Source organism: Pseudomonas sp. FYR_2, assembly GCF_043106425.1.
Lineage (GTDB): Bacteria > Pseudomonadota > Gammaproteobacteria > Pseudomonadales > Pseudomonadaceae > Aquipseudomonas > Aquipseudomonas monteilii.
On record NZ_JBICMM010000027.1, the window covers coordinates 15,039 to 34,478 of the forward strand.

Here is a 19,440-nt window from a genome sequence, read left to right on the forward strand (position 1 = left end):
GGTTCCCGACAGGAGGTTGCTGATGGTTCACGCGATCCTCACCGCGCTGTTGTTGGCTGGCTTGCCGCTGGCCGAAGCGGCCAGCACACCACCCCGGTTGACGACGCCTGTGCCTGGTGCGCCGGGCACGCCGACGCCCACGCCATACCCGCAGGTTACCCCGAGTACGCCGCCCAAGGCTTATGACAGCCAGCCGGGGGCGCCGCTGTTGCCGCCCATGCCGGTGCCGGGGCCGCCGAAGGACCAGCCATTACCGGGTATGCGGCCGGAGCCACAGAAGCCGGCGGCGCAGGACGATTGAGAGAGAGCGGCCCGCGCCGATCATGTGGGAGCAATGGTCTTGCACAAAACCTAAGCGCTGGCGCGCTCCCACAGGGATTGCGTGGGGGTTTGAATCTCGGCTTTACACCACCCCCAGCTCGCCAAGCACGAACGCATATTCCAGCGCCACATCCTTCAACCCCTGGTACCGCCCGCTCATCCCGCCATGCCCAGCCCCCATCTCGGTCTTGAGCAACAGCAGGTTGCTGTCGGTCTTGCGGGTACGCAACCGCGCCACCCACTTGGCCGCTTCCCAGTACTGCACGCGGCTGTCGTTGTAACCCGCCACCACCAGCATCGCCGGATAGGCCTGGGCTTTCACGTTCTCATACGGCGCATACGCCTTGATCCGCTCATACACCTCAGGCTCTTCAGGGTTGCCCCATTCGTCGTACTCGGTCACGGTCAGCGGCAGTTCGGGGTCGAGCATGGTGTTGAGCACGTCGACGAACGGCACTTCGGCAATTGCACAGCGGAACAGTTCGGGGCGCAGGTTGAGCACCGCGCCCATCAGCAGGCCACCGGCACTGCCGCCACTGATGGCCAGCCGGTCAGAGGCGGTCACGCCCTCGGCAATCAGGTGCTCTGCACAGGCGATGAAATCGCTGAAGGTGTTGTGTTTGTGCTCCTGCTTGCCGGCGCGGTACCAGGCCTCACCCAGTTCACCGCCGCCACGCACATGGGCGATGGCAAACGCCACGCCGCGCTCCAGCAGGCTCAGACGTGCATGGGAGAACCACGGATCGAGGCTTTCGCCATAGGCACCGTAACCGTACAGGTAGAGCGGCACGGTCTTGCCCAGGTCCTGGCGGCGACGCACCAGGCTGATCGGCACCCGGGTGCCGTCTGCTGCGCTGGCCCACAGGCGCTCACTCACATAGTCATCGGCATCGAATGCACCCAGTACAGGGGTTTGCTTGAGCACGGCCTGTGCGCCTGTGGCCAGCTCCAGCTGGCGCACCTGGGCCGGGCGGTTGAGAGCCTCGTAGCGCAGGCGTACGCGGGTGCTGGCGAACTCCAGGCTGTCCTGCACGTACAGGCTGTAGGCCGCGTCTGGCAGTTCGACGCGATAGGCCGGCAGAGCCTGCGGGCGTACTTCAATGATCGGCAGGCCGCCTTCGCGCAGGCTCAGGGTGAGGGCGCCGGCATTCAGGCTGAGGCCTTCGAGCATGATCGTGTCGCGGTGCGCCACCAGCACCTGCCATTGTTCACGGCTTGGTACGGGCGTGGCCGGTGCGTGGTACAGGGCAAAGTTGATGCCGTCCTGGTTGGTGCGGATAAACCAGCGCCATTCGCCATCGAGCTGACCGTGGTCGGGGAAGTACTCGTGGCCTTCGACACGCGGGGCCAGGCAGGTAAACGACGCCTGTGGGGTTTCGGCGTCCAGTACCCAGGCTTCACTGGTGGTTTTGCTGTTCAGCAGCAGCACCAGCTGGCGCTCGGAGCTGGTGCGGTAGCAGTGCAGGAAGAAGCGCCCGTCGGGCTCTTCGAACACGGTCTGAGCACCGTCGCTGCCCAGGGTGTGGCGGCGCAGGCGCCATGGCCGGTGGGTGTCATCCAGTTCGGCGAAGAACAGCGTCTGGCTGTCGTTGGCCCAGGTCAGGCTGCCGTCGCAGTCGTCGAAGGGCAGGGCAGTGACGCTGCCAGTGGTCAGGTCCTTGACGTACAGGGTGTAGATTTCGTCGCCGCTGGTGTCGAGGCTGTAGGCCAGCAGGCGGTGGTCGGGGCTGACGTTGAAGGCGCCCAGCGACAGGAACCCACCCTTGGCCAGGGCGTTGGGGTCGAGCAGCAGATGCTCCTGGCTCTCGTCGACGGTGTTGGCGTCGTCGGCCGGACGAGGGCAGCGGTAATGGCGTGGGTATTCGTCCCCAGCGGTGGTGCGGGTGTAATAGAGGTAAGGGCCCCACGGAGACGGCAGCGACAGGTCGGTTTCCTGGATGCGGCCCTTGATCTCTTCGAACAGTTGTTCGCGCAAGGGGGCCTGGTCAGCCAGGCAGGCTTCCTGGTAGGCGTTTTCGGCTTGCAGGTAGGCGAGCACCTCGGGGGTGTCGCGCTGTTGCAGCCAGGCGTACGGGTCGGTGGTGTTGTCGGCGTGGGCGATGGGCGGCTGGGGCTTGTTGGGCATTGGCGATCTCTTGGCTAGGGACAGGCAAACACTGTCTGCGCCCGGAAAAGTGTTTATCATAGGCGTCTCTTTGCCTGGCTTGCACGAACACCATGACCGAGAACGACTACACCTTCGCCTGGGGCCTGTACGCTGTGGCCGCTTTGGGCTGCCTGCTGGTGGGCTTCAAGCTCACCGGCTGGATGTGGCGCTGGCTGCGCGAACCGCTGCGGGTGGTGCTGGCGGTGCTGCTGCTGACCCCGACCGTGGTCGACCCGGTCAAGGACAGCTTCGCCCCGGCCATTGCCATCACGGCCCTGGATGTCGCGTTCAAGGTCGGCAACAACGCCTGGCGTGCGGTATCCGATTTCGCCATGTACGGCATGATTGCCTTCGGCCTTTACTTCCTCTTCGTGGTGCTGCGCTGGCCGCTGGAAAAGCGCGCCCGTGAGCGCCGTGCGCAAGCCGAGGCGGCTGCCCAGCGCCAGGCGGCTGAAGATGACCAGCTCTCCGCCCAGGCGCCCTTGGCTGCCGAACGCGGCGACCGTTACCGCGACGACCCACGCCCTGCCGCACCGCGCGGCAATGGCCGGGTCGAGCCCCGTCTGTAAGCGCAGGAGACACGCCTATGTGCGAACTGCTGGGCATGAGTGCCAACGTCCCCACCGATATCGTTTTCAGCTTCACCGGCCTGATGCAGCGCGGCGGGCGTACTGGCCCGCACCGTGACGGCTGGGGCATCGGCTTTTACGAAGGCCGTGGCCTGCGCCTGTTCCAGGACCCGGCAGCCAGCAGCGAATCCGAAGTGGCCAACCTGGTGCAGCGCTACCCGATCAAGAGTGAAGTGGTGATCGGCCATATCCGCCAGGCCAACGTTGGCCGGGTGTGCTTGTCCAACACCCATCCGTTCGTGCGGGAAATGTGGGGCCGCAACTGGTGTTTCGCGCACAACGGCCAGCTGGGTGACTTCAAAGGCCTGGCCAGTTTTTATCGACCAGTGGGTGATACCGACAGCGAAGCGGCCTTCTGCGACCTGCTCAATCGCATCCGCAGTGCGTTCCCCGAGCCGGTGCCGGTGGAACAGCTGCTGCCGGTGCTTGTCGAAGCCTGTGCCGGCTACCGTGGACAGGGCGTGTTCAACTGCATGCTCAGTGACGGCGACTGGCTGTTCTGCTTCTGCTCGACCAAGCTGGTACACATTACCCGGCGTGCGCCTTTCGGTGCCGCGCGGTTGAAGGATGTCGACCTGATCGTCGATTTCCATACCGAAACCACCCCCAACGACGTGGTCACGGTGATCGCCACCGAGGCCCTGACCGAAAATGAGACCTGGCAGCGCTACGAGCCGGGTCAATGGGCCGTGTGGCGGCACGGCGAGTGCGTGGCGCACGGCCAGAGCTAAGGACGCTGCATGTTCAGAAGTTACCTGCGGTTGCTGCTGTTCACTTTCGGCCTGCTGGCCGGTATTCAGGTTCCGGGGCTGGTCAAGGACTACAGCCAGCGGGTCGAGGCGCACCTGTTCGAATCACGCGAGGCGTTGGATGGCTTCCGGCAAACGGCCGAGCGCTTTTTCAAGGGCGACTTGCAGGCGCTTCTGCAGCATTACCGCAGCAGTGACGACCCGGTGTTCAACAGCGATGCCAACAGCATCGAAAGCCTGATGATCCGCAACGAACTGCTGGAAAACGAATGGCAGGCGTTGCAAGGGCCGTGGGCGCAGCGTACCTGGCATGTGCTGGTGCAGGCTGACCCGCAGTTGCGGGAAGAAACGCTCAATGGCTACAGCTACCAGATTCTGTTGGTGCCCGAGGCGGTCGGCTGGGGTGTAGGAGCCGGGTTTTTGCTGGCCTTTGTGGTTGAGAGCCTGTTGCTGGGGATTGGCTGGGTGATCCTCGGCGGGCGGCGCAGGGCGGTCAAAGAGAGCTGGCGCTGAGCTCGCCACAAAACTTGTAGCGCCTGGGAGGCCGAACGCCGCCCACGCGGCGCATCGCGAGCTGCGCTCGCTCCTACGTTTGTTTCGGGCCAGTTATGCCTGTGAGGGTAGTGCGCGACCGCTTGTTTGTACCCTTCGATATCGAGCCATGCACCAAGGCGGTCGCGCGCGCTTGGCACAGGACACATTGGCCCGAAACAAACGTAGGAGCGAGCGCAGCTCGCGATGCGCCGCGTGGGCGGCGCTCGATCTCACAGGCGCTGCATTTCTAACGGCAAGTACCTACGAAACCAACACAATCCGCTGCCCACCCACATCTCGGGCATACCCCTCCAGCACCTGCCGGCAAACCCCGACCACTTCATCCACCAGCGCCACCCCGGTCTGCCAGGCCACCACCAGTTCCAGGCTGGGTGGGGGTTGCAGCCCTTCCAGCAACACCAGCTCGCCCCGCCTCAACTCGGCATCCACTAGCGCCGGCGGCAACGCACCAATACCAAACCCATCGCGCAACAGCCGGGTAATCGCCGCCACCGAGTTCACGCAGTTCAGACGCGGTGCCTCAGCCCCCGCAGCTTGCAGCAAGCTCAGCACCTCCTGGTGTGGCCGCGAATTTTTCGAAAAGGTGATGATGCGCTCGCGCCCAAGCTCGGCCAGCGAGGCATAATCCCGGTGCTGGTGCGAGCCTGCGGCCACCACCCAGCCCATCGGGTAACGCGCCAGGTCCAGGCTGCGGATCGACTGCTCGCGCAGCAGGTCGGTCTGCAAAATCACGTCCAGAAAACCCTTTTGCAGCTGCTCGCGCAGGTTCAGCGCGGTGTCGGCCACCAGTTCGATTTCCACCTGTGGGTAGCGCTCGGTCAGCTCCGCCACCAGTGCGCTCATCCAGGTGTGGATCACCGTGTCCATCACCCCGATACGAATTCGCCCAACCTTGGCCCGGTCGCTGTCCAGCGACTGTTTCATGGCCTTGGCGGTTTCCAGCATGCGTTCGGCATATTCCAGCACCTTGCCGCCTTCCGGCGTCAGGCTGACCCCGCGTGAGTCGCGCAGCAACAGCTTCACGCCAAGGTCTGCCTCCAGCGCGGCAATGCGGCTGGACACCGAGGCTTGAGTGGTGAACAGCTTTTCTGCGGTCAGGCGGAAGCTCTTGAGCCGGGCGACCCAGACGAAGGTTTCGAGGAAGCGAAGGTTCATGATCAGTTTTTCTTGTTCCAGACCGGCGGTTTTTCTCGTTGGACGCAGGCGGCGTGGCCTCTGAACAATGGTGCCCAGGCCGCGACGCTTTATGTCGCCCATAAAACAATACCAACAAGCCGAGGCATCCATGAACCCCACCGGCGTGCAGCAGCAGGTCAGTTCCCCACCTTCGTCCGGGCCTTTCGCCTGGTACCGCGATATCGACAAACAGCAACGGCGCACCTTCTGGAGCTGCAAGATCGGCTACGGCCTGGACGGCATGGATACGCAGATGCTCAGCTTCGTCATCCCTACGCTGATCATGCTGTGGGGTATCACCACCACCGAAGCCGGGTTGATCCACACCAGCACGCTGATCGCCTCGGCCGTAGGCGGCTGGGTCGCCGGCATCCTCTCCGACCGCATCGGCCGCGTACGCACCCTGCAATTGACGGTGCTGTGGTTCGCCTTCTTCACCTTCCTGTGCGGCTTCGCCCAGAACTACGAACAGTTGCTGATCGCCCGGACGCTGATGGGCTTTGGTTTCGGCGGCGAATGGACTGCTGGCGCGGTCTTGATCGGCGAGGTCATCCGCGCCCAGGACCGTGGCAAGGCGGTGGGCATGGTGCAATCCGGCTGGGCCATCGGCTGGGGCCTTACGGCGATTCTTTACGCGCTGCTGTTCTCCTGGCTGCCGCCAGAGCAGGCCTGGCGTGCACTGTTCCTGCTGGGGCTGGTGCCGGCTGTCTTCGTGATCTTCGTCCGCCGCCTTGTCAAGGACCCTGAGGTGTACCGCGAGGCCAAGGCGGTGGAAAACGCCGAGGCACCTTCGCACTTCTACGAGATCTTCGCCCCGGGCATGCTCTGGACCACTGTACGTGCGTCTCTGCTGACCACCGGTGCACTGGGCGGCTACTACGCCATCACCTCGTGGTTGCCAACCTTCCTCAAGAACGAGCGCGGCCTGAGTGTGCTGGGCACGGGTGGCTACCTGGCCATGGTGATCGTCGGCTCCTACGTGGGCTATGTGGTCAGTGCTTACCTGTCCGACCTGCTGGGGCGCAAGAAGAACTTCATCCTGTTCGCCGTGGGCTCGTTCGTCATCGTGCTGCTGTACACGCAAATGCAGGTCAGCGATGGCGTGATGCTGTGGCTGGGCTTCCCGCTGGGCTTCTTCGCCTCGGGCATCTTCAGCGGCATGGGGGCGTTTCTCACCGAGCTGTTCCCTACGCGCATTCGCGGTTCGGGGCAGGGCTTTTGCTACAACATCGGCAAGATCATTGCGGCACTGTTCCCGTTGCTGATCGGCATGCTTGGCCAAAATGTGCCGCTGGGCCTGGGTATCGGTGTGTTTTCTGCGGTGTCGTACGGGATTGTGATCGTGGCGGCCTTGAGCCTGCCGGAAACCCGCGGCAAACAGCTCAAGGCGCGGTAAGGTAGGGCTATGGACAACAACAAGGGAGACCGCGTGGTGGAACGCCTGCTACTCAATTGCGACATGGGCGAGAGCTTCGGCAGCTGGCGCATGGGCCTGGACGCCGAGGTGATGCCCTACATCGATTGCGCCAACATCGCCTGTGGCTACCACGCGGGTGACCCCGGCATCATGCGCCGCACCGTGGCCCTGGCGCTGGAGCATGGGGTGACCATCGGCGCCCACCCGGCCTACCCGGACCTGGTCGGCTTCGGCCGCCGCTCCATGGCGTGCAGCCCGGAAGAAATCCGCGACCTGCTGCATTACCAGATCGGTGCGCTGGAGGGTATCTGCAAAGTGCTGGGGGGCCGCGTATCCTATGTGAAACCACATGGCGCGCTGTACAACGACATGATGGCCGACCCGCTCAAGCTGCGCACGGTGCTGGAGGCCGTGGCAGCCTACGACAGCAACCTGCCGCTGATGCTCATGGCCACTGCCGACAACCGTGCTGCCCAGGCGCTGGGCGATGAAGTCGGCGTGCCGCTGTGGTTCGAAGCGTTCGCCGACCGCGCCTACACCGCCAGCGGCCACCTGGTGTCGCGACGCCTGCCTGGGGCCGTGCATCACGACCCAGCACAGGTCGTTGAGCAGGCCGTGCGTCTGGCTCGGGGCGACACCCTTGTGGCGGAAGATGGCAGTGCCCTGCGCCTGCACGCCAGCACCCTCTGCGTGCATGGTGACAACGACAGTTCGGTGGCAGCGGTGCGGCAGATACGCCAGGCCCTGGATGCCCTGGAGGGACGATGAAGCCGCGCATCGAAGTGGTGGCCATCGACAGCCTGATGGTGCGCCTGTTCGACGGTATCGACGAAGCCAACATGCCGTGGATGCTCGCCGCCAGCCAGCGCCTGAGCGCCTCGTTCGGTAAGCACTTGCTGGACCTGGTGCCGTCCTACACAACGCTGATGGTGCAGTTCGATTTGCAGCCGGGTGAGGCGAGGGCGCTGATCTCCCAGGCGCTGGACGGTTTGCAGCCAGACACCGGCAGCGGCGGTCGGCGTCATGAGATTCCAGTCTGGTATGACACCAGCGTCGGCCCTGAGCTGCCTGTGCTGGCGGCCCGCAGCGGCTTGAGTGAAGACGATGTCATCCGCTTGCACAGCGAGCGCGACTATCCGGTATTCGCTTTGGGCTTCGCCCCCGGTTTTGGCTTTATGGGCCTGGTGGACGAGCGCCTGGCCAGCCCGCGCCTGAGCACCCCGCGCAAGCGCGTGGCGGCGGGTAGCGTGGGCATTGCCGAGCGGCAGACGGCAGCGTATCCGGCGGTATCGCCGGGCGGCTGGAACCTGATTGGCCGTACCCCGGTGCGCCTGTTCGACCGGGATCGCGAGGGCTACAGCCTGTTGCAACCCGGTGACCGGGTGCGCTTCGTGCCGGTTTCGCGCAGCGAATTCCTGGCCTTGGGTGGTGATGTGGAGGCGCAGGCATGAAGCAGTTGAAGATCGAGGCCAGTACGCCGTTGTGCCAGTTGCAGGACGCCGGGCGCTTTGGCGTGCGCCACTTGGGCGTAACCCAGGGCGGCGCGCTGGACTGGGTGGCGATGCACTGGGCCAACTGGCTGCTGGGCAACCCGTTGGGGGCGCCGGTGGTCGAGGTAGCGCTGGGTGGGTTCTGCGTGGTGGCCGAACAGGATTGTGTGCTGGCCTTGGCCGGTGCCGACCTGGATGCGCGGGTTGATGATCAGCCTTTGGCCCCCTGGCGCAGCGTTGCCCTGGCCAAGGGGCAGCGCTTGACCCTGAAGCAGCCTAAGCAGGGCGTTCGGGCTTATCTGGCGGCACCGGGCGGGTTCCTCGGCGAAGATGTGCTGGGCAGTTGTGCCACGGTGGTACGTGAAGAGCTGGGTGGCATTGATGGCCAAGGGGCTGCGCTGGTTAAAGGCCAGGAATTGGCGTTCACCGGTAGCGATGCCACCCTGCGCGAAGTGCCGCATGCGTTGCGGCCGCAGTACGCACAAAAGCCTGTGCTCAATTTGGTCATGGGCGCGCAGATCGGCGACTTCAGTGGTATCAGCCTGTTCGAGGCGTTCAACAGTGACTGGACGCTGGACAGCCGGGCCGACCGCATGGGCATCCGGCTGCTGGGGCCGCAGCTGGTCTATCAGGGCGCGCCGATGATTTCCGAAGGGATACCGCTGGGGGCGGTGCAGGTGCCGCCGGATGGGCAGCCGATCGTGCTGCTCAATGACCGGCAGACCATTGGTGGCTATCCGAGGCTGGGGGCGTTGACGCCGCTGGCACTGGCGCAACTGGCGCAGTGCATGCCAGGGACGGCGGTGCGGTTCAGGGCGGTGGTGCAGGAGGAGGCCTGGCGGGAACAGCAGGGTTACCTGGGCCGCTGGTTGTAAAGGCTGCCGGTCTCTTCGCGGGTAAACCCGCTCCTACACAGGACAGCGCATGCCTCAGGCTTTCGCAATTCTTTGTAGGAGCGGGTTTACCCGCGAAAGGGCCGGCACAGGCTGCATCACTTGGACAGATACCGCATCCCTTCCTCCAACCCCTGCAAGGTCAGCGGGTACATCTTGTCCTCGATCAGGTCCCGCACCAGATGGGTCGAAGCGGTGTAGTCCCAGGCCTGCTTCGGATACGGGTTGATCCAGATGATCTTCCTGAATTTCTCCATGAAGCGCTGCATCCACACATACCCGGCCTCTTCGTTCCAGTGCTCCACGCTACCCCCCGGCTGGGTGATTTCATAGGGCGCCATGGCCGCGTCACCCACGAACACCACCTTGTAGTCGTCGCCGTACTTGTGCAGCAGGTCGAAGGTGGAATACCGCTCCGAAGTGCGGCGCAGGTTGTTCTTCCACACCGACTCGTACACGAAATTGTGGAAGTAGTAGTACTCCAGGTGCTTGAACTCGGTCTTGCACGCCGAAAACAGCTCTTCGCAGACCTTGATGTGCGCGTCCATCGAGCCGCCGATGTCGAACAGCAACAGCAGCTTCACCGTGTTGCGCCGCTCAGGGCGCATCTGGATGTTCAGCAACCCGGCATCACGCGCGGTGTGGTCGATGGTGCCGTCGATGTCCAGCTCTTCGGCAGCACCCTCACGGGCGAACTTGCGCAGCCGGCGCAGGGCCAGCTTGATGTTGCGCGTGCCCAGTTCCACCTGGTCGTCCAGGTTCTTGTACTCGCGCTGGTCCCACACTTTTACTGCCTTGCCCTGGCGCTTGCCGGCTTCGCCCACGCGGATACCCTCGGGGTTGAAGCCGCCTGAGCCGAACGGGCTGGTACCGCCAGTGCCGATCCACTTGTTGCCACCGGCGTGGCGCTCCTTCTGCTCTTCAAGGCGTTTCTTGAATGCTTCGATCAGCTTGTCCAGGCCGCCAAGGGACTGGATCTGTGCACGCTCTTCGTCCGTGAGCGAGCGCTCGAATTCCTTGCGCAGCCAGTCTTCGGGGATCAGTGCCTCGATGTGCCGGTCGAGGTTTTCCAGGCCCTTGAAGTAGGCGGCGAACGCCCGGTCGAACTTGTCGAAATGGCGTTCGTCCTTCACCAGAATGGCGCGGGCGAGGTAGTAGAATTCGTCCATGTCGGCGAACACCACGCGCTTTTGCAGGGCCTGGTGCAGGTCCAGCAGCTCGCGTACCGACACCGGCACCTTGGCCGCGCGCATTTCATTGAACAGGTTGAGCAGCATGGCCCGGCTCCTGTCAGCGGTTGCCGCGCCGGCTCATGAAGGCCAGGCGCTCCAGCAGTTGCACGTCCTGCTCGTTCTTCACCAGCGCACCGGCCAAGGGTGGTATGGCCTTGGTCGGGTCGCGCTCGCGCAGCACCGCTTCACCGATGTTGTCGGCCATCAGCAGCTTCAGCCAGTCGACCAGCTCGGAGGTGGACGGCTTTTTCTTCAGGCCCGGTACCTTGCGCACGTCGAAGAACACATCCAGCGCCTCGCTGACCAGCGACTGGCTGATGTTCGGGTAGTGCACGTCGACGATCTGCTGCAGGGTAGTGCGGTCAGGGAAGGCGATGTAGTGGAAGAAGCAGCGGCGCAGGAAGGCGTCCGGCAGCTCCTTTTCGTTGTTGGAGGTGATGATGATGATCGGGCGCTGCTTGGCCTTGATGGTCTCGTCGATTTCGTAGACGTAGAACTCCATCTTGTCCAGCTCTTGCAGCAGGTCGTTGGGGAACTCGATGTCGGCTTTGTCGATTTCGTCGATCAGCAGGATGACCCGTTCTTCGGCCTCGAAGGCCTCCCACAGCTTGCCCTTTTTCAGGTAGTTGCGCACATCGTGCACCTTGTCCACACCCAGTTGCGAGTCACGCAGGCGGCTCACCGCGTCGTACTCGTACAACCCCTGGTGGGCCTTGGTGGTGGACTTGATGTGCCAGGTGATCAGGCGCGCGCCGAACGAGGCAGCCAGCTGCTCGGCAAGCATGGTCTTGCCGGTGCCGGGTTCGCCCTTGACCAGCAGCGGGCGTTCGAGGGTGATGGCCGCGTTCACCGCCAGTTTCAGGTCGTCTGTGGCGACGTAGTCGCGGGTGCCTTCGAACTTCATGGGTTTGTCCTCTGTTGTAAGCCTGTGCTGGCCTCTTCGCGGGTTTACCCGCGAAGAGGCCAGCACAGGCAACACATGAATTGATTTGTCACCGACTATAACGCGGGGTTCGGCAGCTGCAAACGCAGACCAGGTATTCAGTCTCTGAATGCCCCGTCACGCCCACTCAGTCAGAATCCGGCCTGGGCTGCTCATACCGCGCATTGAACGCCTGGATAAAGCCATTACGCAGTATCTGCAAGAACGCCTCGAATGCGCTGACATCCTGTTTACGCACACTGCCACTGAGCTCCACACGGGTGGCGAACTGGTTCTTGCGCTGGTTCTTCAGTACCGTCTCGGTCGCCCCAATCAGCGCCTCCCACACCGAGCGGAAAAAGCCTTTGTCCTTTTCCTGCACGTCCTGTTGCCAGTTGAACACGTCCACATCACGCAATAACGGTTTGATATAGCCCGTGAGCCGACCGTTTTCTGCCTGCGCCTCGATCACCAGGTCGCCATGCCCGGCATTGAAGTCGAACTTGCCGTAGGCGCTGGAAAAGTCATTGAGCCTGCGCAGCTCGATACCCGTGGCGCGCAAGCGGAACTGGAAGTCGTCGAAATCGCTGAACGGGTCGAAAGTGGCGCGGCTCTCAACCTTGGCATCGCCCAACAGCAGGGCGCTGGCCTCCAGACTGGCGTCGCGCCGGCCCTGCTTGTTGCGCACGTTGGTCAGGTTGCGGATGCTGGCGTTCAACTCTGTGGCCTTGAGGTCCACCGGTGGCTTGGAATTGAAGTTGCGGAAGGTGAGCACGCCGCTGTCGATACGCACTTCGTTAAGGGTGATGGGCAGCAGTTTTTCCAGTTGTTGCCGCCAGTCGGTCCCCCGGCCGGTCTGCGATGCCTGTTTGCTGCCGCCGTCGACGAAATTCAGCTCAGGACGAACGAAGGTCACTGTGGCCACCACGGCCTTGTCGTACCAGAGCGAGGCCCAGCTCACCGACAGGTCGATCAGCGGTGCGTCAAGGAGGGGTACCGGAACCTTGCCGCTGGTCTTGACGATCTTCAGCCCGTTGATCTGGTAAGCGCCGCGCCACCAGGCCAGGTCCACATCAGCCACCTGGCCCCGATAGTCGCCCATGTTGGCCAGTTTGTCGTTCAGGTAGTCGCGCACCAGGTAGGGCAGGGCCAGGTGCAGGGTGACCAACAGCACGACCAGGCTGCATATGCCGATCAGCGGCCAGCGATAACGGGCTCTCATCGGTGCGTCTCCAAGGCGGGATGTGCGGTTGACCGCAATGCGCCCGGCTGAGTTCTAACAGGCTTTACGGGCCACTGGCCGGGGCTTACCCTTGAGGTCTTTCCCTGCTCTTTTTCATGCCAAGGACCCCTGCCATGAGCCGTATCTTTGCAGACAACGCCCACTCCATCGGTAACACGCCGCTGGTGCAGATCAACCGCATCGCCCCGCGCGGCGTGACCATCCTGGCCAAGATCGAAGGGCGCAACCCGGGTTACTCGGTCAAGTGCCGCATTGGTGCGAACATGGTCTGGGACGCCGAGAGCAGCGGCAAGCTCAAGCCGGGCATGACCATCGTCGAGCCCACCTCGGGCAACACCGGTATCGGCCTGGCCTTCGTCGCCGCTGCCCGTGGCTACAAACTGATGCTGACCATGCCCGCTTCCATGAGCCTGGAGCGCCGCAAGGTACTGAAGGCACTGGGCGCCGAGCTGGTACTGACCGACCCGGCCAAGGGCATGAAGGGCGCCATCGAGAAGGCCAACGAAATCGTCGCGTCCGACCCGGCCCAGTACTTCCTGCCGGGCCAGTTCGAAAACCCGGCCAACCCGGCCATTCACGAGAAAACCACCGGCCCGGAAATCTGGAACGACACCGACGGCGCAGTCGACGTATTGGTGGCGGGTGTGGGCACTGGCGGCACCATCACCGGTGTATCGCGCTACATCAAGCACACCCAGGGCAAGGCCATTCTGTCGGTGGCCGTTGAGCCCGCTTCGTCGCCGCTGATTACCCAGACCCTGGCCGGCCAAGAGCTCAAGCCCAGCCCGCACAAGATCCAGGGCATCGGCGCCGGTTTCGTGCCAAAAAACCTCGACCTGTCCATCGTCGACCAGGTGGAAACGGTAACCGATGAAGAGTCCAAGGCCATGGCCATCCGCCTGATGCAGGAAGAGGGCATCCTCTGCGGCATTTCCTGTGGCGCAGCCATGGCTGCCGCCGTGCGCCTGGCCGAAAAGCCGGAAATGCAAGGTAAGACCATCGTCGTAGTACTGCCGGATTCGGGCGAGCGTTACCTGTCGAGCATGTTGTTCAGCGACATGTTCAGCGAGCAGGAAAACCAGCAGTAATCGGCCCTGCCGCTGACCCGGCGCAACAATCCGCGGCCTGGTTTATTGCAAAATCTTCATGAATGCGATCCCGCCCGGGTTGTTTTTACCTCGGCGGGATCGGTTTATGATGGCAGGATGATTTTCAGGAGAGCAGGACGCGCAGCCCTGGCTCTTCCCCAAGGAGTGAAAGCATGACCTTTTCCTTTGCAGCCAAGGCGGGTGTCTTGCTGGTGTTTTTCGGCAGCGTGCTGTTCGTGCACCTGCGCGGCAAGGCCCGCCTGCCGGTGTTGCGCCAGTTCGTCAACCATTCGGCGCTGTTCGCCCCGTACAACGCTTTGATGTACCTGTTCTCCGGCGTGCCGTCCAAGCCTTATTTGGACCGTCAACGCTTCCCTGAACTGGACGTGTTGAAAGACAACTGGCAGGAAATCCGCGAAGAGGCCATGCGCCTGTTCGACGAGGGCTACATCCGCGCCGCCGAGAAGGACAATGACGCCGGTTTCGGCTCGTTCTTCAAGAAAGGCTGGAAGCGTTTTTACCTGAAGTGGTACGACAAACCTCTGCCTTCGGCCGAAACGCTGTGCCCGCGCACCGTCGAGCTGGTCAGCAGCATCCCCAACGTCAAGGGTGCGATGTTTGCCCTGCTGCCTGGCGGCAGCCACCTGAACCCGCACCGTGACCCGTTTGCAGGTTCGCTGCGCTACCACCTGGGCCTGTCCACGCCGAACTCCGATGCTTGCCGCATCTACGTCGATGGCGAGGAATACGCCTGGCGTGACGGTGAAGATGTGATGTTCGACGAAACCTACGTGCACTGGGTCAAGAACGAGACCGACGTTACCCGCGTCATTCTGTTCTGCGACATCGAACGCCCGCTGAGCAGCCCGCTGATGACCCGCATCAACCGCCAGGTCAGTGCCTTCCTCGGTCGCGCCACCGCGCCGCAGAATACCGATGACGAGCGGGTGGGCGGGATCAACCAGGCGTATGCCTGGAGCAAGCGCTTCAGCAACAAGATCAGTGGCCATGTGAAGCAGTTCAAGCGCGCCAACCCCAAGGCCTACCGCGTGCTGCGGCCGGTGCTGGCGGTGGTGGTGGCCTATTTGCTTTATCGTTGGTTGTTCTGACCGGCTGGGCGGGCCTCTTTGCGGGTTTAAGCCGCGAATTGGCCGGCTCAGGTTGTTGCCCAATCCGGCATTCACCGCTATATTCCGAAACACCTATCTTCCCTGAAGACCTGAACATGCCAGCCAGCCCTTCCACCACACGCTTTGCCATCGCGCCAGTCGCGGGCATGGTCGTGCGTGGCAGCCAGCAGCCGGCCATGATCAGTCACTACCCACCACCTGTCAGTGGCGTTGTAGGCGGCGTAGCTCCGCCTCCTTGCGTGGTCGTGCTGGGCTGATCGGCTTCTGGCCGAACCCTTTCGCACACGCAAGCTACTGAACACGGTCGGCTACTTCCCCTGCTGAAGTCTACGCCCACCGTTCGGCTTATTTGCCCGAATACAGGTGCATACATGTCTGTCTTTTCCAAAACTTCCGTGGCCTCGGCGGCCACTACCAGCCTGTTCGTCCTGCTGTGGAGCAGCGGGGCGGTCGTCTCCAAGCTGGGCCTGGCGCATGCCAGCCCGTTTGCCTTCCTGCTGTTGCGCTCGGCGCTGGCCCTGGCCGGCTTGCTGCTGATCGGCCCTCTGCTGGGGCTGCGCTGGCCGCGCAGCCGTGGGGCTATCCTGCGGGCACTGGGTACCGGGTGTGTGCTGCTGGGCGCGTACCAGATATTCTACTTGTTGGCGCTCAACACCCATGTCACCCCCGGCGTGATGGCCACGGTGATGGGGGTTCAACCTATCCTGACCGTGGTGCTGATGGAGCGCGAGCGTTCCTGGAGCCGCCTGTTCGGCCTTGGGTTGGGGCTGGGTGGCTTGATCATGGTGGTCTATCAGGGTATCAACCTGGGCGGCGTTTCGCTGGCGGGGATGCTGTTCGCCTTGCTGGCGCTGGCCAGCATGACTTTGGGCTCGATCCTGCAGAAGCGCATCACCGACAACCCCATGGGCACGCTGCCGCTGCAGTACCTGGCCGGCTTTGCCATGTGCGCGCTGTTCGCGCCTTTGCAACCGCTGTATGTCGAGTGGACAGGCGGCTTCGTCGGCGCGCTGCTGTGGATGGGCCTGGTCGTCTCGCTGCTGGCAACCTTGCTGCTGTACCGGCTGATCGCCAAGGGCAACCTGGTCAATGTCACCAGCCTGTTCTACCTGGTGCCGGCAGTCACTGCGGTGATGGACTTCCTGATTTTCGGTAACCGCCTGGCACCGCTCAGCCTGCTGGGCATGGGGCTGATCGTGGTGGGCCTGCTGTTCGTGTTTCGCAAACCCGCTGCGCGGTTGGCCGAGGCGTAAGCCTTAGCGGAACTCTTCGGGGATGGTGTGGCGCAGCACGCCTTCCTCGAAGTCCAGCAAGCCGGCTTCGCGCTGGGTGAGCAGGTAGTAGAGCAGGGTATCGAGTGACCGCTGCGACGGCACCTCGACAGCCAGCATCTTCACGGCTTGCTCGGTTTCGCAGTTGCAGCCGAAGTCCTGCAAGGCTGCGCGTACCTGGTCCAGGGTTTCCGGCGGTTTGACCACCACCCGAAACACCGAGCTGCCGCTGTGCTGGCGCAGTTCGGCGAACCAGGTCTCGCCGGCTTCTTCATGGGTGCCGATCACGTCGCCCGGGGCGATACCGTAAACGTGGAAGGGAATATTGTCGACGGCATAGCCACCTTCCACGGCCTTGGCCCACAGGCCCTCGACCGAGGCCGGTGGATAGCCGGTCTCGTCCTGTTCCAGGCGGAACAGGACTTTCTTGTACGCGCTGTTCATCGTGTATCCCGCTTCAGCTGCGCGCCGGGCGCAGCACCAGCCACAGTGCCACGCCAATCAGCAAGCCACCGTACAGGTGTGCCATCGACAGCGGCTCGTCCAGCAACCACGCCCCCCACAATACGCCGAATGCCGGAATCAGGAAGGTTACTGTGCTGGCTTTTACCGGGCCGATTTCTTCCAGCAGGCGGAAGTACAGGATGTAGGCGAATGCGGTGCACAGCAGGCCCAGGCCCAGCAGCGACAGCCAAACCTGCCAACCGCCCCAGCTGGCGGGCGGGTGGGTGAGTGCGCTCCAGCCGAACAGCGGGCTCAGCATGAGGGTGGCACCGAGCATGCTGCCCAGTGCTGACAGGCGGCTGTCCAGGCCACTGACCCAGCGGCGGGCGAGGAACCCGGCAAAGCCGTAGCAGGTGGTGGCCGCCAGGCAGGCGAGGGCACCTTGCACCAAGGCCATGTCCAGTGCCACCGGGCCGGCGCCGCTGAGGATGCCGACGCCGAACAGGCCCAGGAAAATGCCGCAAAGCTTGGGCAGGGTCATGGGTTCGCGGAAGAACAGCACGCCGATGAGTACGCCCATCAGTGGCGTGGTAGCGTTGAAAATGGCCGAATAGCCAGCCGGCAACACCTGGGCCGCTACGGAATAGAACGTGGCGGGGATGCCGGAGTTGATCATGCCCAGCACCAGGCAGGCGCCGAGCTTGCCCTGGAAGTCCCAGCGTACGCGGGCGGCGGCGACGATGGCGACCAGGCCCAGGCAGGCGATGGACACACGGAAGAACGCGGTCGGCACCGTGCCCAGCGCGGGGGCGATGATGCGCATGAACAGGAAACTCGCCCCCCAGACGGCGGCAAGGGTTAGCAGGCGAGCTAGGGCGATGGGGCTCACAACGGTCTCCGGAGGCAGGGCAGGGGCGCGAGTTTACGCGAGGGGGCGGGGAGATTCTTGTGCTTTCTTGCGGTGTAATCCTGTGCGGCTAAGCTGTCTATCTCACCCCGCACCGAGGTGTCCCGCATGACCCAGCACTGGCCTGCCGGCGAGATCGCCCGGATGATCCTCGATGGCTTTGACGACTACCGCGAGCATTTTCGCCGCATCACCCTTGGTGCCCGTGAGCGATTCGAGCAGGCGCGTTGGCAAGATTGCCAGCGCGCAGCCGCCGCGCGGATCAACCTCTATGAAAAGAAGGTCGGCGAGGTCAACGGCTGGTTGCGGGATGCGTTCGATGACGAGGTGCTGCTGGAGGTCGGCCAGTGGCCCTTGGTGAAAAGTGCCTACATAGGCCTGATCGACCCGCGCCTGGACGATGAACTGTCGGAAACCTGGTACAACTCGCTGTTCTGTAGCCTGTTCAGCCATGACCAGATCAGCGACGGCTGCATGTTCATCCACACCACCCGGCCGTCGATCCGCAGCCACCAGCGCGCTGCGCAAACCCGAACCTATTGCCCCAATGGCAGCCTCAGGGGCCTGTTGCGGGCGATCTTCGCCGACTACGCATTCGTCTATGGCGACCTTGAAAGCGACCTGTCACGCCTTGAGGAACAGCTGCGCGAGTGCCTGCCGGACTGGGTCTGCAAGGACCCGACGCTGGCGGTGGAGCTGTTTTCACCGGTGTTGTACCGCAACAAGGGCGCCTACCTGGTCGGCCGGCTTTACAACAGCGACGAGCAGTGGCCACTGGTGATTCCGCTGTTGCACCGTGAGGGGCATGGCGTAGAGGCCGATGCGCTGATTACCGACGAGGCCGAGGTGTCGATCATCTTTTCCTTCACCCGCTCGTACTTCATGGTCGATGTGCCGGTGCCGGCCGAGTTCGTCAACTTCCTCAAGCGCATCTTGCCCGGCAAGCACATTGCGGAGCTGTACACTTCAATCGGTTTCTACAAACACGGCAAGTCGGAGTTCTACCGGGCGCTGATCAACCACCTGGCCAGCAGCGACGACCGCTTCGTCATGGCACCCGGCGTGCGTGGCATGGTCATGAGCGTGTTTACCCTGCCGGGCTTCAATACGGTGTTCAAGATCATCAAGGACCGTTTTTCGCCCTCGAAAACCGTTGACCGCGCTACGGTGATCGACAAGTACCGGCTGGTGAAAAGTGTCGACCGTGTCGGGCGTTTGGCCGATACCCAGGAATTTGCAGACTTTCGCTTCCCGCGTGACAAGTTCGAGCCAGAGTGCCTGGCCGAGCTGCTGGAGGTGGCGCCATCGACCGTGGCGCTGGAGGGTGACATGGTGCTGATCCGCCACTGTTGGACCGAGCGGCGCATGACGCCGCTGAACCTGTACCTGGAGCATGCCAGCGAAGGCCAGGTGCATGAGGCGCTGGAAGACTATGGCCTGGCCATCAAACAACTGGCGGCGGCGAACATCTTCCCGGGTGACATGTTGCTGAAGAACTTTGGGGTGACGCGTCATGGCCGGGTGGTGTTCTACGACTATGACGAAATCAGCTTTTTGACCGAAGTGAATTTCCGCCATATCCCGCCGCCGCGTTACCCGGAAGACGAAATGTCGGGCGAACCGTGGTACTCGATTGGCCCGCATGATGTGTTTCCCGAAGAGTTTCCGCCGTTCCTGTTTGCCGATATCGGCCAGCGGCGGTTGTTCAGCCGCTTGCATGGGGAGTTGTATGACGCGGATTACTGGAAGGGGTTGCAGGCGGCGATCAGGGAAGGGAAGGTGATTGATGTGTTTCCTTATCGGCGCAAGGCTCGGTAAATCTGTTTT

General features: G+C 63.1%; 20 protein-coding genes. 13 read left to right on the forward strand and 7 right to left on the reverse strand.

What is annotated here, in order from left to right; all coding sequences use genetic code 11:
- The first annotated feature begins 22 nt into the window (after positions 1 to 22).
- Entirely contained in the window at positions 23 to 301 is a 279-nt protein-coding gene (locus ACF8R4_RS13460) for a hypothetical protein (RefSeq protein WP_060498667.1), read from the forward strand.
- A 102-nt stretch (positions 302 to 403) separates the two neighbouring features.
- Here the strand turns inward: ACF8R4_RS13460 and ACF8R4_RS13465 are convergent, their stop codons facing one another.
- A complete protein-coding gene (locus ACF8R4_RS13465) occupies positions 404 to 2,446 on the reverse strand; it encodes a S9 family peptidase (protein ID WP_156868061.1) in 2,043 nt (680 codons plus the stop codon).
- A gap of 92 nt (positions 2,447 to 2,538) precedes the next feature.
- Between ACF8R4_RS13465 and ACF8R4_RS13470 the strand changes: the two genes are divergently transcribed.
- The 3 genes from ACF8R4_RS13470 to ACF8R4_RS13480 are packed head-to-tail and all read left to right on the forward strand — an operon-like array spanning position 2,539 to position 4,358.
- The gene (locus ACF8R4_RS13470; protein WP_060498669.1) at positions 2,539 to 3,036 is read left to right on the forward strand and encodes a hypothetical protein; all 498 of its coding nucleotides are present in this window, start codon (positions 2,539 to 2,541) and stop codon (positions 3,034 to 3,036) included.
- 17 nt (positions 3,037 to 3,053) lie between these two features.
- Positions 3,054 to 3,827 carry a class II glutamine amidotransferase gene (locus tag ACF8R4_RS13475; protein ID WP_060498670.1) on the forward strand — a complete coding sequence of 258 codons (774 nt, stop codon included), beginning with the start codon at positions 3,054 to 3,056 and terminating at the stop codon, positions 3,825 to 3,827.
- A gap of 9 nt (positions 3,828 to 3,836) precedes the next feature.
- Positions 3,837 to 4,358 (forward strand): DUF2937 family protein, encoded by a 522-nt coding sequence (locus ACF8R4_RS13480; RefSeq protein ID WP_104835377.1) that lies wholly within the window; start codon positions 3,837 to 3,839, stop codon positions 4,356 to 4,358.
- 282 nt (positions 4,359 to 4,640) lie between these two features.
- Here ACF8R4_RS13480 and ACF8R4_RS13485 read toward each other — a convergent pair whose 3' ends face one another.
- Positions 4,641 to 5,555, reverse strand: a complete 915-nt coding sequence (locus ACF8R4_RS13485; RefSeq protein ID WP_060498673.1) for a LysR family transcriptional regulator — start codon at positions 5,553 to 5,555, stop codon at positions 4,641 to 4,643.
- Positions 5,556 to 5,685: 130 nt separating this feature from the next.
- Between ACF8R4_RS13485 and ACF8R4_RS13490 the strand changes: the two genes are divergently transcribed.
- The 4 genes from ACF8R4_RS13490 to ACF8R4_RS13505 are packed head-to-tail and all read left to right on the forward strand — an operon-like array spanning position 5,686 to position 9,358.
- The gene (locus ACF8R4_RS13490) at positions 5,686 to 6,972 is read left to right on the forward strand and encodes an MFS transporter (RefSeq protein ID WP_392492680.1); all 1,287 of its coding nucleotides are present in this window, start codon (positions 5,686 to 5,688) and stop codon (positions 6,970 to 6,972) included.
- A 9-nt stretch (positions 6,973 to 6,981) separates the two neighbouring features.
- Positions 6,982 to 7,761: a 5-oxoprolinase subunit PxpA gene (locus ACF8R4_RS13495; protein ID WP_392492682.1), complete on the forward strand. Its 780-nt coding sequence runs from the start codon at positions 6,982 to 6,984 to the stop codon at positions 7,759 to 7,761.
- Positions 7,758 to 8,444, forward strand: a complete 687-nt coding sequence (gene pxpB, locus ACF8R4_RS13500) for a 5-oxoprolinase subunit PxpB (protein ID WP_392492684.1) — start codon at positions 7,758 to 7,760, stop codon at positions 8,442 to 8,444. Before ACF8R4_RS13495 ends, pxpB begins: the two co-directional genes overlap by 4 nt.
- Positions 8,441 to 9,358: a biotin-dependent carboxyltransferase family protein gene (locus tag ACF8R4_RS13505; RefSeq protein ID WP_104835373.1), complete on the forward strand. Its 918-nt coding sequence runs from the start codon at positions 8,441 to 8,443 to the stop codon at positions 9,356 to 9,358. Before pxpB ends, ACF8R4_RS13505 begins: the two co-directional genes overlap by 4 nt.
- A gap of 116 nt (positions 9,359 to 9,474) precedes the next feature.
- Here ACF8R4_RS13505 and ACF8R4_RS13510 read toward each other — a convergent pair whose 3' ends face one another.
- The 3 genes from ACF8R4_RS13510 to ACF8R4_RS13520 form a co-directional block, all read right to left on the reverse strand.
- Positions 9,475 to 10,653: a VWA domain-containing protein gene (locus ACF8R4_RS13510; RefSeq protein WP_060498678.1), complete on the reverse strand. Its 1,179-nt coding sequence runs from the start codon at positions 10,651 to 10,653 to the stop codon at positions 9,475 to 9,477.
- 13 nt (positions 10,654 to 10,666) lie between these two features.
- Positions 10,667 to 11,512 (reverse strand): MoxR family ATPase, encoded by an 846-nt coding sequence (locus tag ACF8R4_RS13515; protein WP_012273667.1) that lies wholly within the window; start codon positions 11,510 to 11,512, stop codon positions 10,667 to 10,669.
- 166 nt (positions 11,513 to 11,678) lie between these two features.
- Positions 11,679 to 12,752, reverse strand: a complete 1,074-nt coding sequence (locus ACF8R4_RS13520) for a DUF748 domain-containing protein (protein WP_060498679.1) — start codon at positions 12,750 to 12,752, stop codon at positions 11,679 to 11,681.
- A gap of 134 nt (positions 12,753 to 12,886) precedes the next feature.
- Here ACF8R4_RS13520 and cysK point away from each other — a divergent pair, with 134 nt between their 5' ends.
- The 4 genes from cysK to ACF8R4_RS13540 all read left to right on the forward strand — a co-directional run bounded on the left by cysK (position 12,887) and on the right by ACF8R4_RS13540 (position 16,244).
- Positions 12,887 to 13,861, forward strand: a complete 975-nt coding sequence (gene cysK, locus ACF8R4_RS13525; RefSeq protein WP_104835371.1) for a cysteine synthase A — start codon at positions 12,887 to 12,889, stop codon at positions 13,859 to 13,861.
- 173 nt (positions 13,862 to 14,034) lie between these two features.
- A complete protein-coding gene (locus ACF8R4_RS13530) occupies positions 14,035 to 14,970 on the forward strand; it encodes an aspartyl/asparaginyl beta-hydroxylase domain-containing protein (RefSeq protein WP_060498681.1) in 936 nt (311 codons plus the stop codon).
- A gap of 116 nt (positions 14,971 to 15,086) precedes the next feature.
- Positions 15,087 to 15,248, forward strand: coding sequence for a hypothetical protein (locus tag ACF8R4_RS13535; protein WP_156342120.1), 162 nt, complete (start codon positions 15,087 to 15,089; stop codon positions 15,246 to 15,248).
- A gap of 114 nt (positions 15,249 to 15,362) precedes the next feature.
- Positions 15,363 to 16,244 carry a DMT family transporter gene (locus ACF8R4_RS13540; RefSeq protein ID WP_060498682.1) on the forward strand — a complete coding sequence of 294 codons (882 nt, stop codon included), beginning with the start codon at positions 15,363 to 15,365 and terminating at the stop codon, positions 16,242 to 16,244.
- A 3-nt stretch (positions 16,245 to 16,247) separates the two neighbouring features.
- On the opposite strand, the gene ACF8R4_RS13545 is transcribed toward ACF8R4_RS13540, so the two are convergent.
- The gene (locus ACF8R4_RS13545) at positions 16,248 to 16,706 is read right to left on the reverse strand and encodes a DUF4265 domain-containing protein (protein WP_060498683.1); all 459 of its coding nucleotides are present in this window, start codon (positions 16,704 to 16,706) and stop codon (positions 16,248 to 16,250) included.
- 13 nt (positions 16,707 to 16,719) lie between these two features.
- A complete protein-coding gene (locus tag ACF8R4_RS13550) occupies positions 16,720 to 17,595 on the reverse strand; it encodes a DMT family transporter (RefSeq protein WP_060498684.1) in 876 nt (291 codons plus the stop codon).
- 126 nt (positions 17,596 to 17,721) lie between these two features.
- On the opposite strand from ACF8R4_RS13550, the gene aceK reads away from it, so the two are divergent.
- On the forward strand, positions 17,722 to 19,431 hold the full coding sequence (gene aceK / locus ACF8R4_RS13555; protein ID WP_392492689.1) for a bifunctional isocitrate dehydrogenase kinase/phosphatase: 1,710 nt from the start codon (positions 17,722 to 17,724) through the stop codon (positions 19,429 to 19,431).
- The last annotated feature ends 9 nt before the right edge of the window (positions 19,432 to 19,440 follow it).

Bases quoted from the DNA above. Each gene is read 5' to 3' on its own strand.
- ACF8R4_RS13490 (WP_392492680.1), top strand. From the start codon at position 5,686: ATGAACCCCACCGGCGTGCAGCAGCAGGTCAGTTCCCCACCTTCGTCC.
- ACF8R4_RS13505 (WP_104835373.1), top strand. From the start codon at position 8,441: ATGAAGCAGTTGAAGATCGAGGCCAGTACGCCGTTGTGCCAGTTGCAG.
- ACF8R4_RS13515 (WP_012273667.1), bottom strand. From the start codon at position 11,512: ATGAAGTTCGAAGGCACCCGCGACTACGTCGCCACAGACGACCTGAAA.
- ACF8R4_RS13535 (WP_156342120.1), top strand. From the start codon at position 15,087: ATGCCAGCCAGCCCTTCCACCACACGCTTTGCCATCGCGCCAGTCGCG.
- ACF8R4_RS13460 (WP_060498667.1), top strand. From the start codon at position 23: ATGGTTCACGCGATCCTCACCGCGCTGTTGTTGGCTGGCTTGCCGCTG.
- cysK (WP_104835371.1), top strand. From the start codon at position 12,887: ATGAGCCGTATCTTTGCAGACAACGCCCACTCCATCGGTAACACGCCG.
- aceK (WP_392492689.1), top strand. From the start codon at position 17,722: ATGACCCAGCACTGGCCTGCCGGCGAGATCGCCCGGATGATCCTCGAT.
- ACF8R4_RS13470 (WP_060498669.1), top strand. From the start codon at position 2,539: ATGACCGAGAACGACTACACCTTCGCCTGGGGCCTGTACGCTGTGGCC.
- ACF8R4_RS13465 (WP_156868061.1), bottom strand. From the start codon at position 2,446: ATGCCCAACAAGCCCCAGCCGCCCATCGCCCACGCCGACAACACCACC.
- ACF8R4_RS13510 (WP_060498678.1), bottom strand. From the start codon at position 10,653: ATGCTGCTCAACCTGTTCAATGAAATGCGCGCGGCCAAGGTGCCGGTG.
- ACF8R4_RS13520 (WP_060498679.1), bottom strand. From the start codon at position 12,752: ATGAGAGCCCGTTATCGCTGGCCGCTGATCGGCATATGCAGCCTGGTC.
- ACF8R4_RS13475 (WP_060498670.1), top strand. From the start codon at position 3,054: ATGTGCGAACTGCTGGGCATGAGTGCCAACGTCCCCACCGATATCGTT.
- ACF8R4_RS13540 (WP_060498682.1), top strand. From the start codon at position 15,363: ATGTCTGTCTTTTCCAAAACTTCCGTGGCCTCGGCGGCCACTACCAGC.
- ACF8R4_RS13495 (WP_392492682.1), top strand. From the start codon at position 6,982: ATGGACAACAACAAGGGAGACCGCGTGGTGGAACGCCTGCTACTCAAT.
- pxpB (WP_392492684.1), top strand. From the start codon at position 7,758: ATGAAGCCGCGCATCGAAGTGGTGGCCATCGACAGCCTGATGGTGCGC.
- ACF8R4_RS13485 (WP_060498673.1), bottom strand. From the start codon at position 5,555: ATGAACCTTCGCTTCCTCGAAACCTTCGTCTGGGTCGCCCGGCTCAAG.
- ACF8R4_RS13545 (WP_060498683.1), bottom strand. From the start codon at position 16,706: ATGAACAGCGCGTACAAGAAAGTCCTGTTCCGCCTGGAACAGGACGAG.
- ACF8R4_RS13480 (WP_104835377.1), top strand. From the start codon at position 3,837: ATGTTCAGAAGTTACCTGCGGTTGCTGCTGTTCACTTTCGGCCTGCTG.
- ACF8R4_RS13530 (WP_060498681.1), top strand. From the start codon at position 14,035: ATGACCTTTTCCTTTGCAGCCAAGGCGGGTGTCTTGCTGGTGTTTTTC.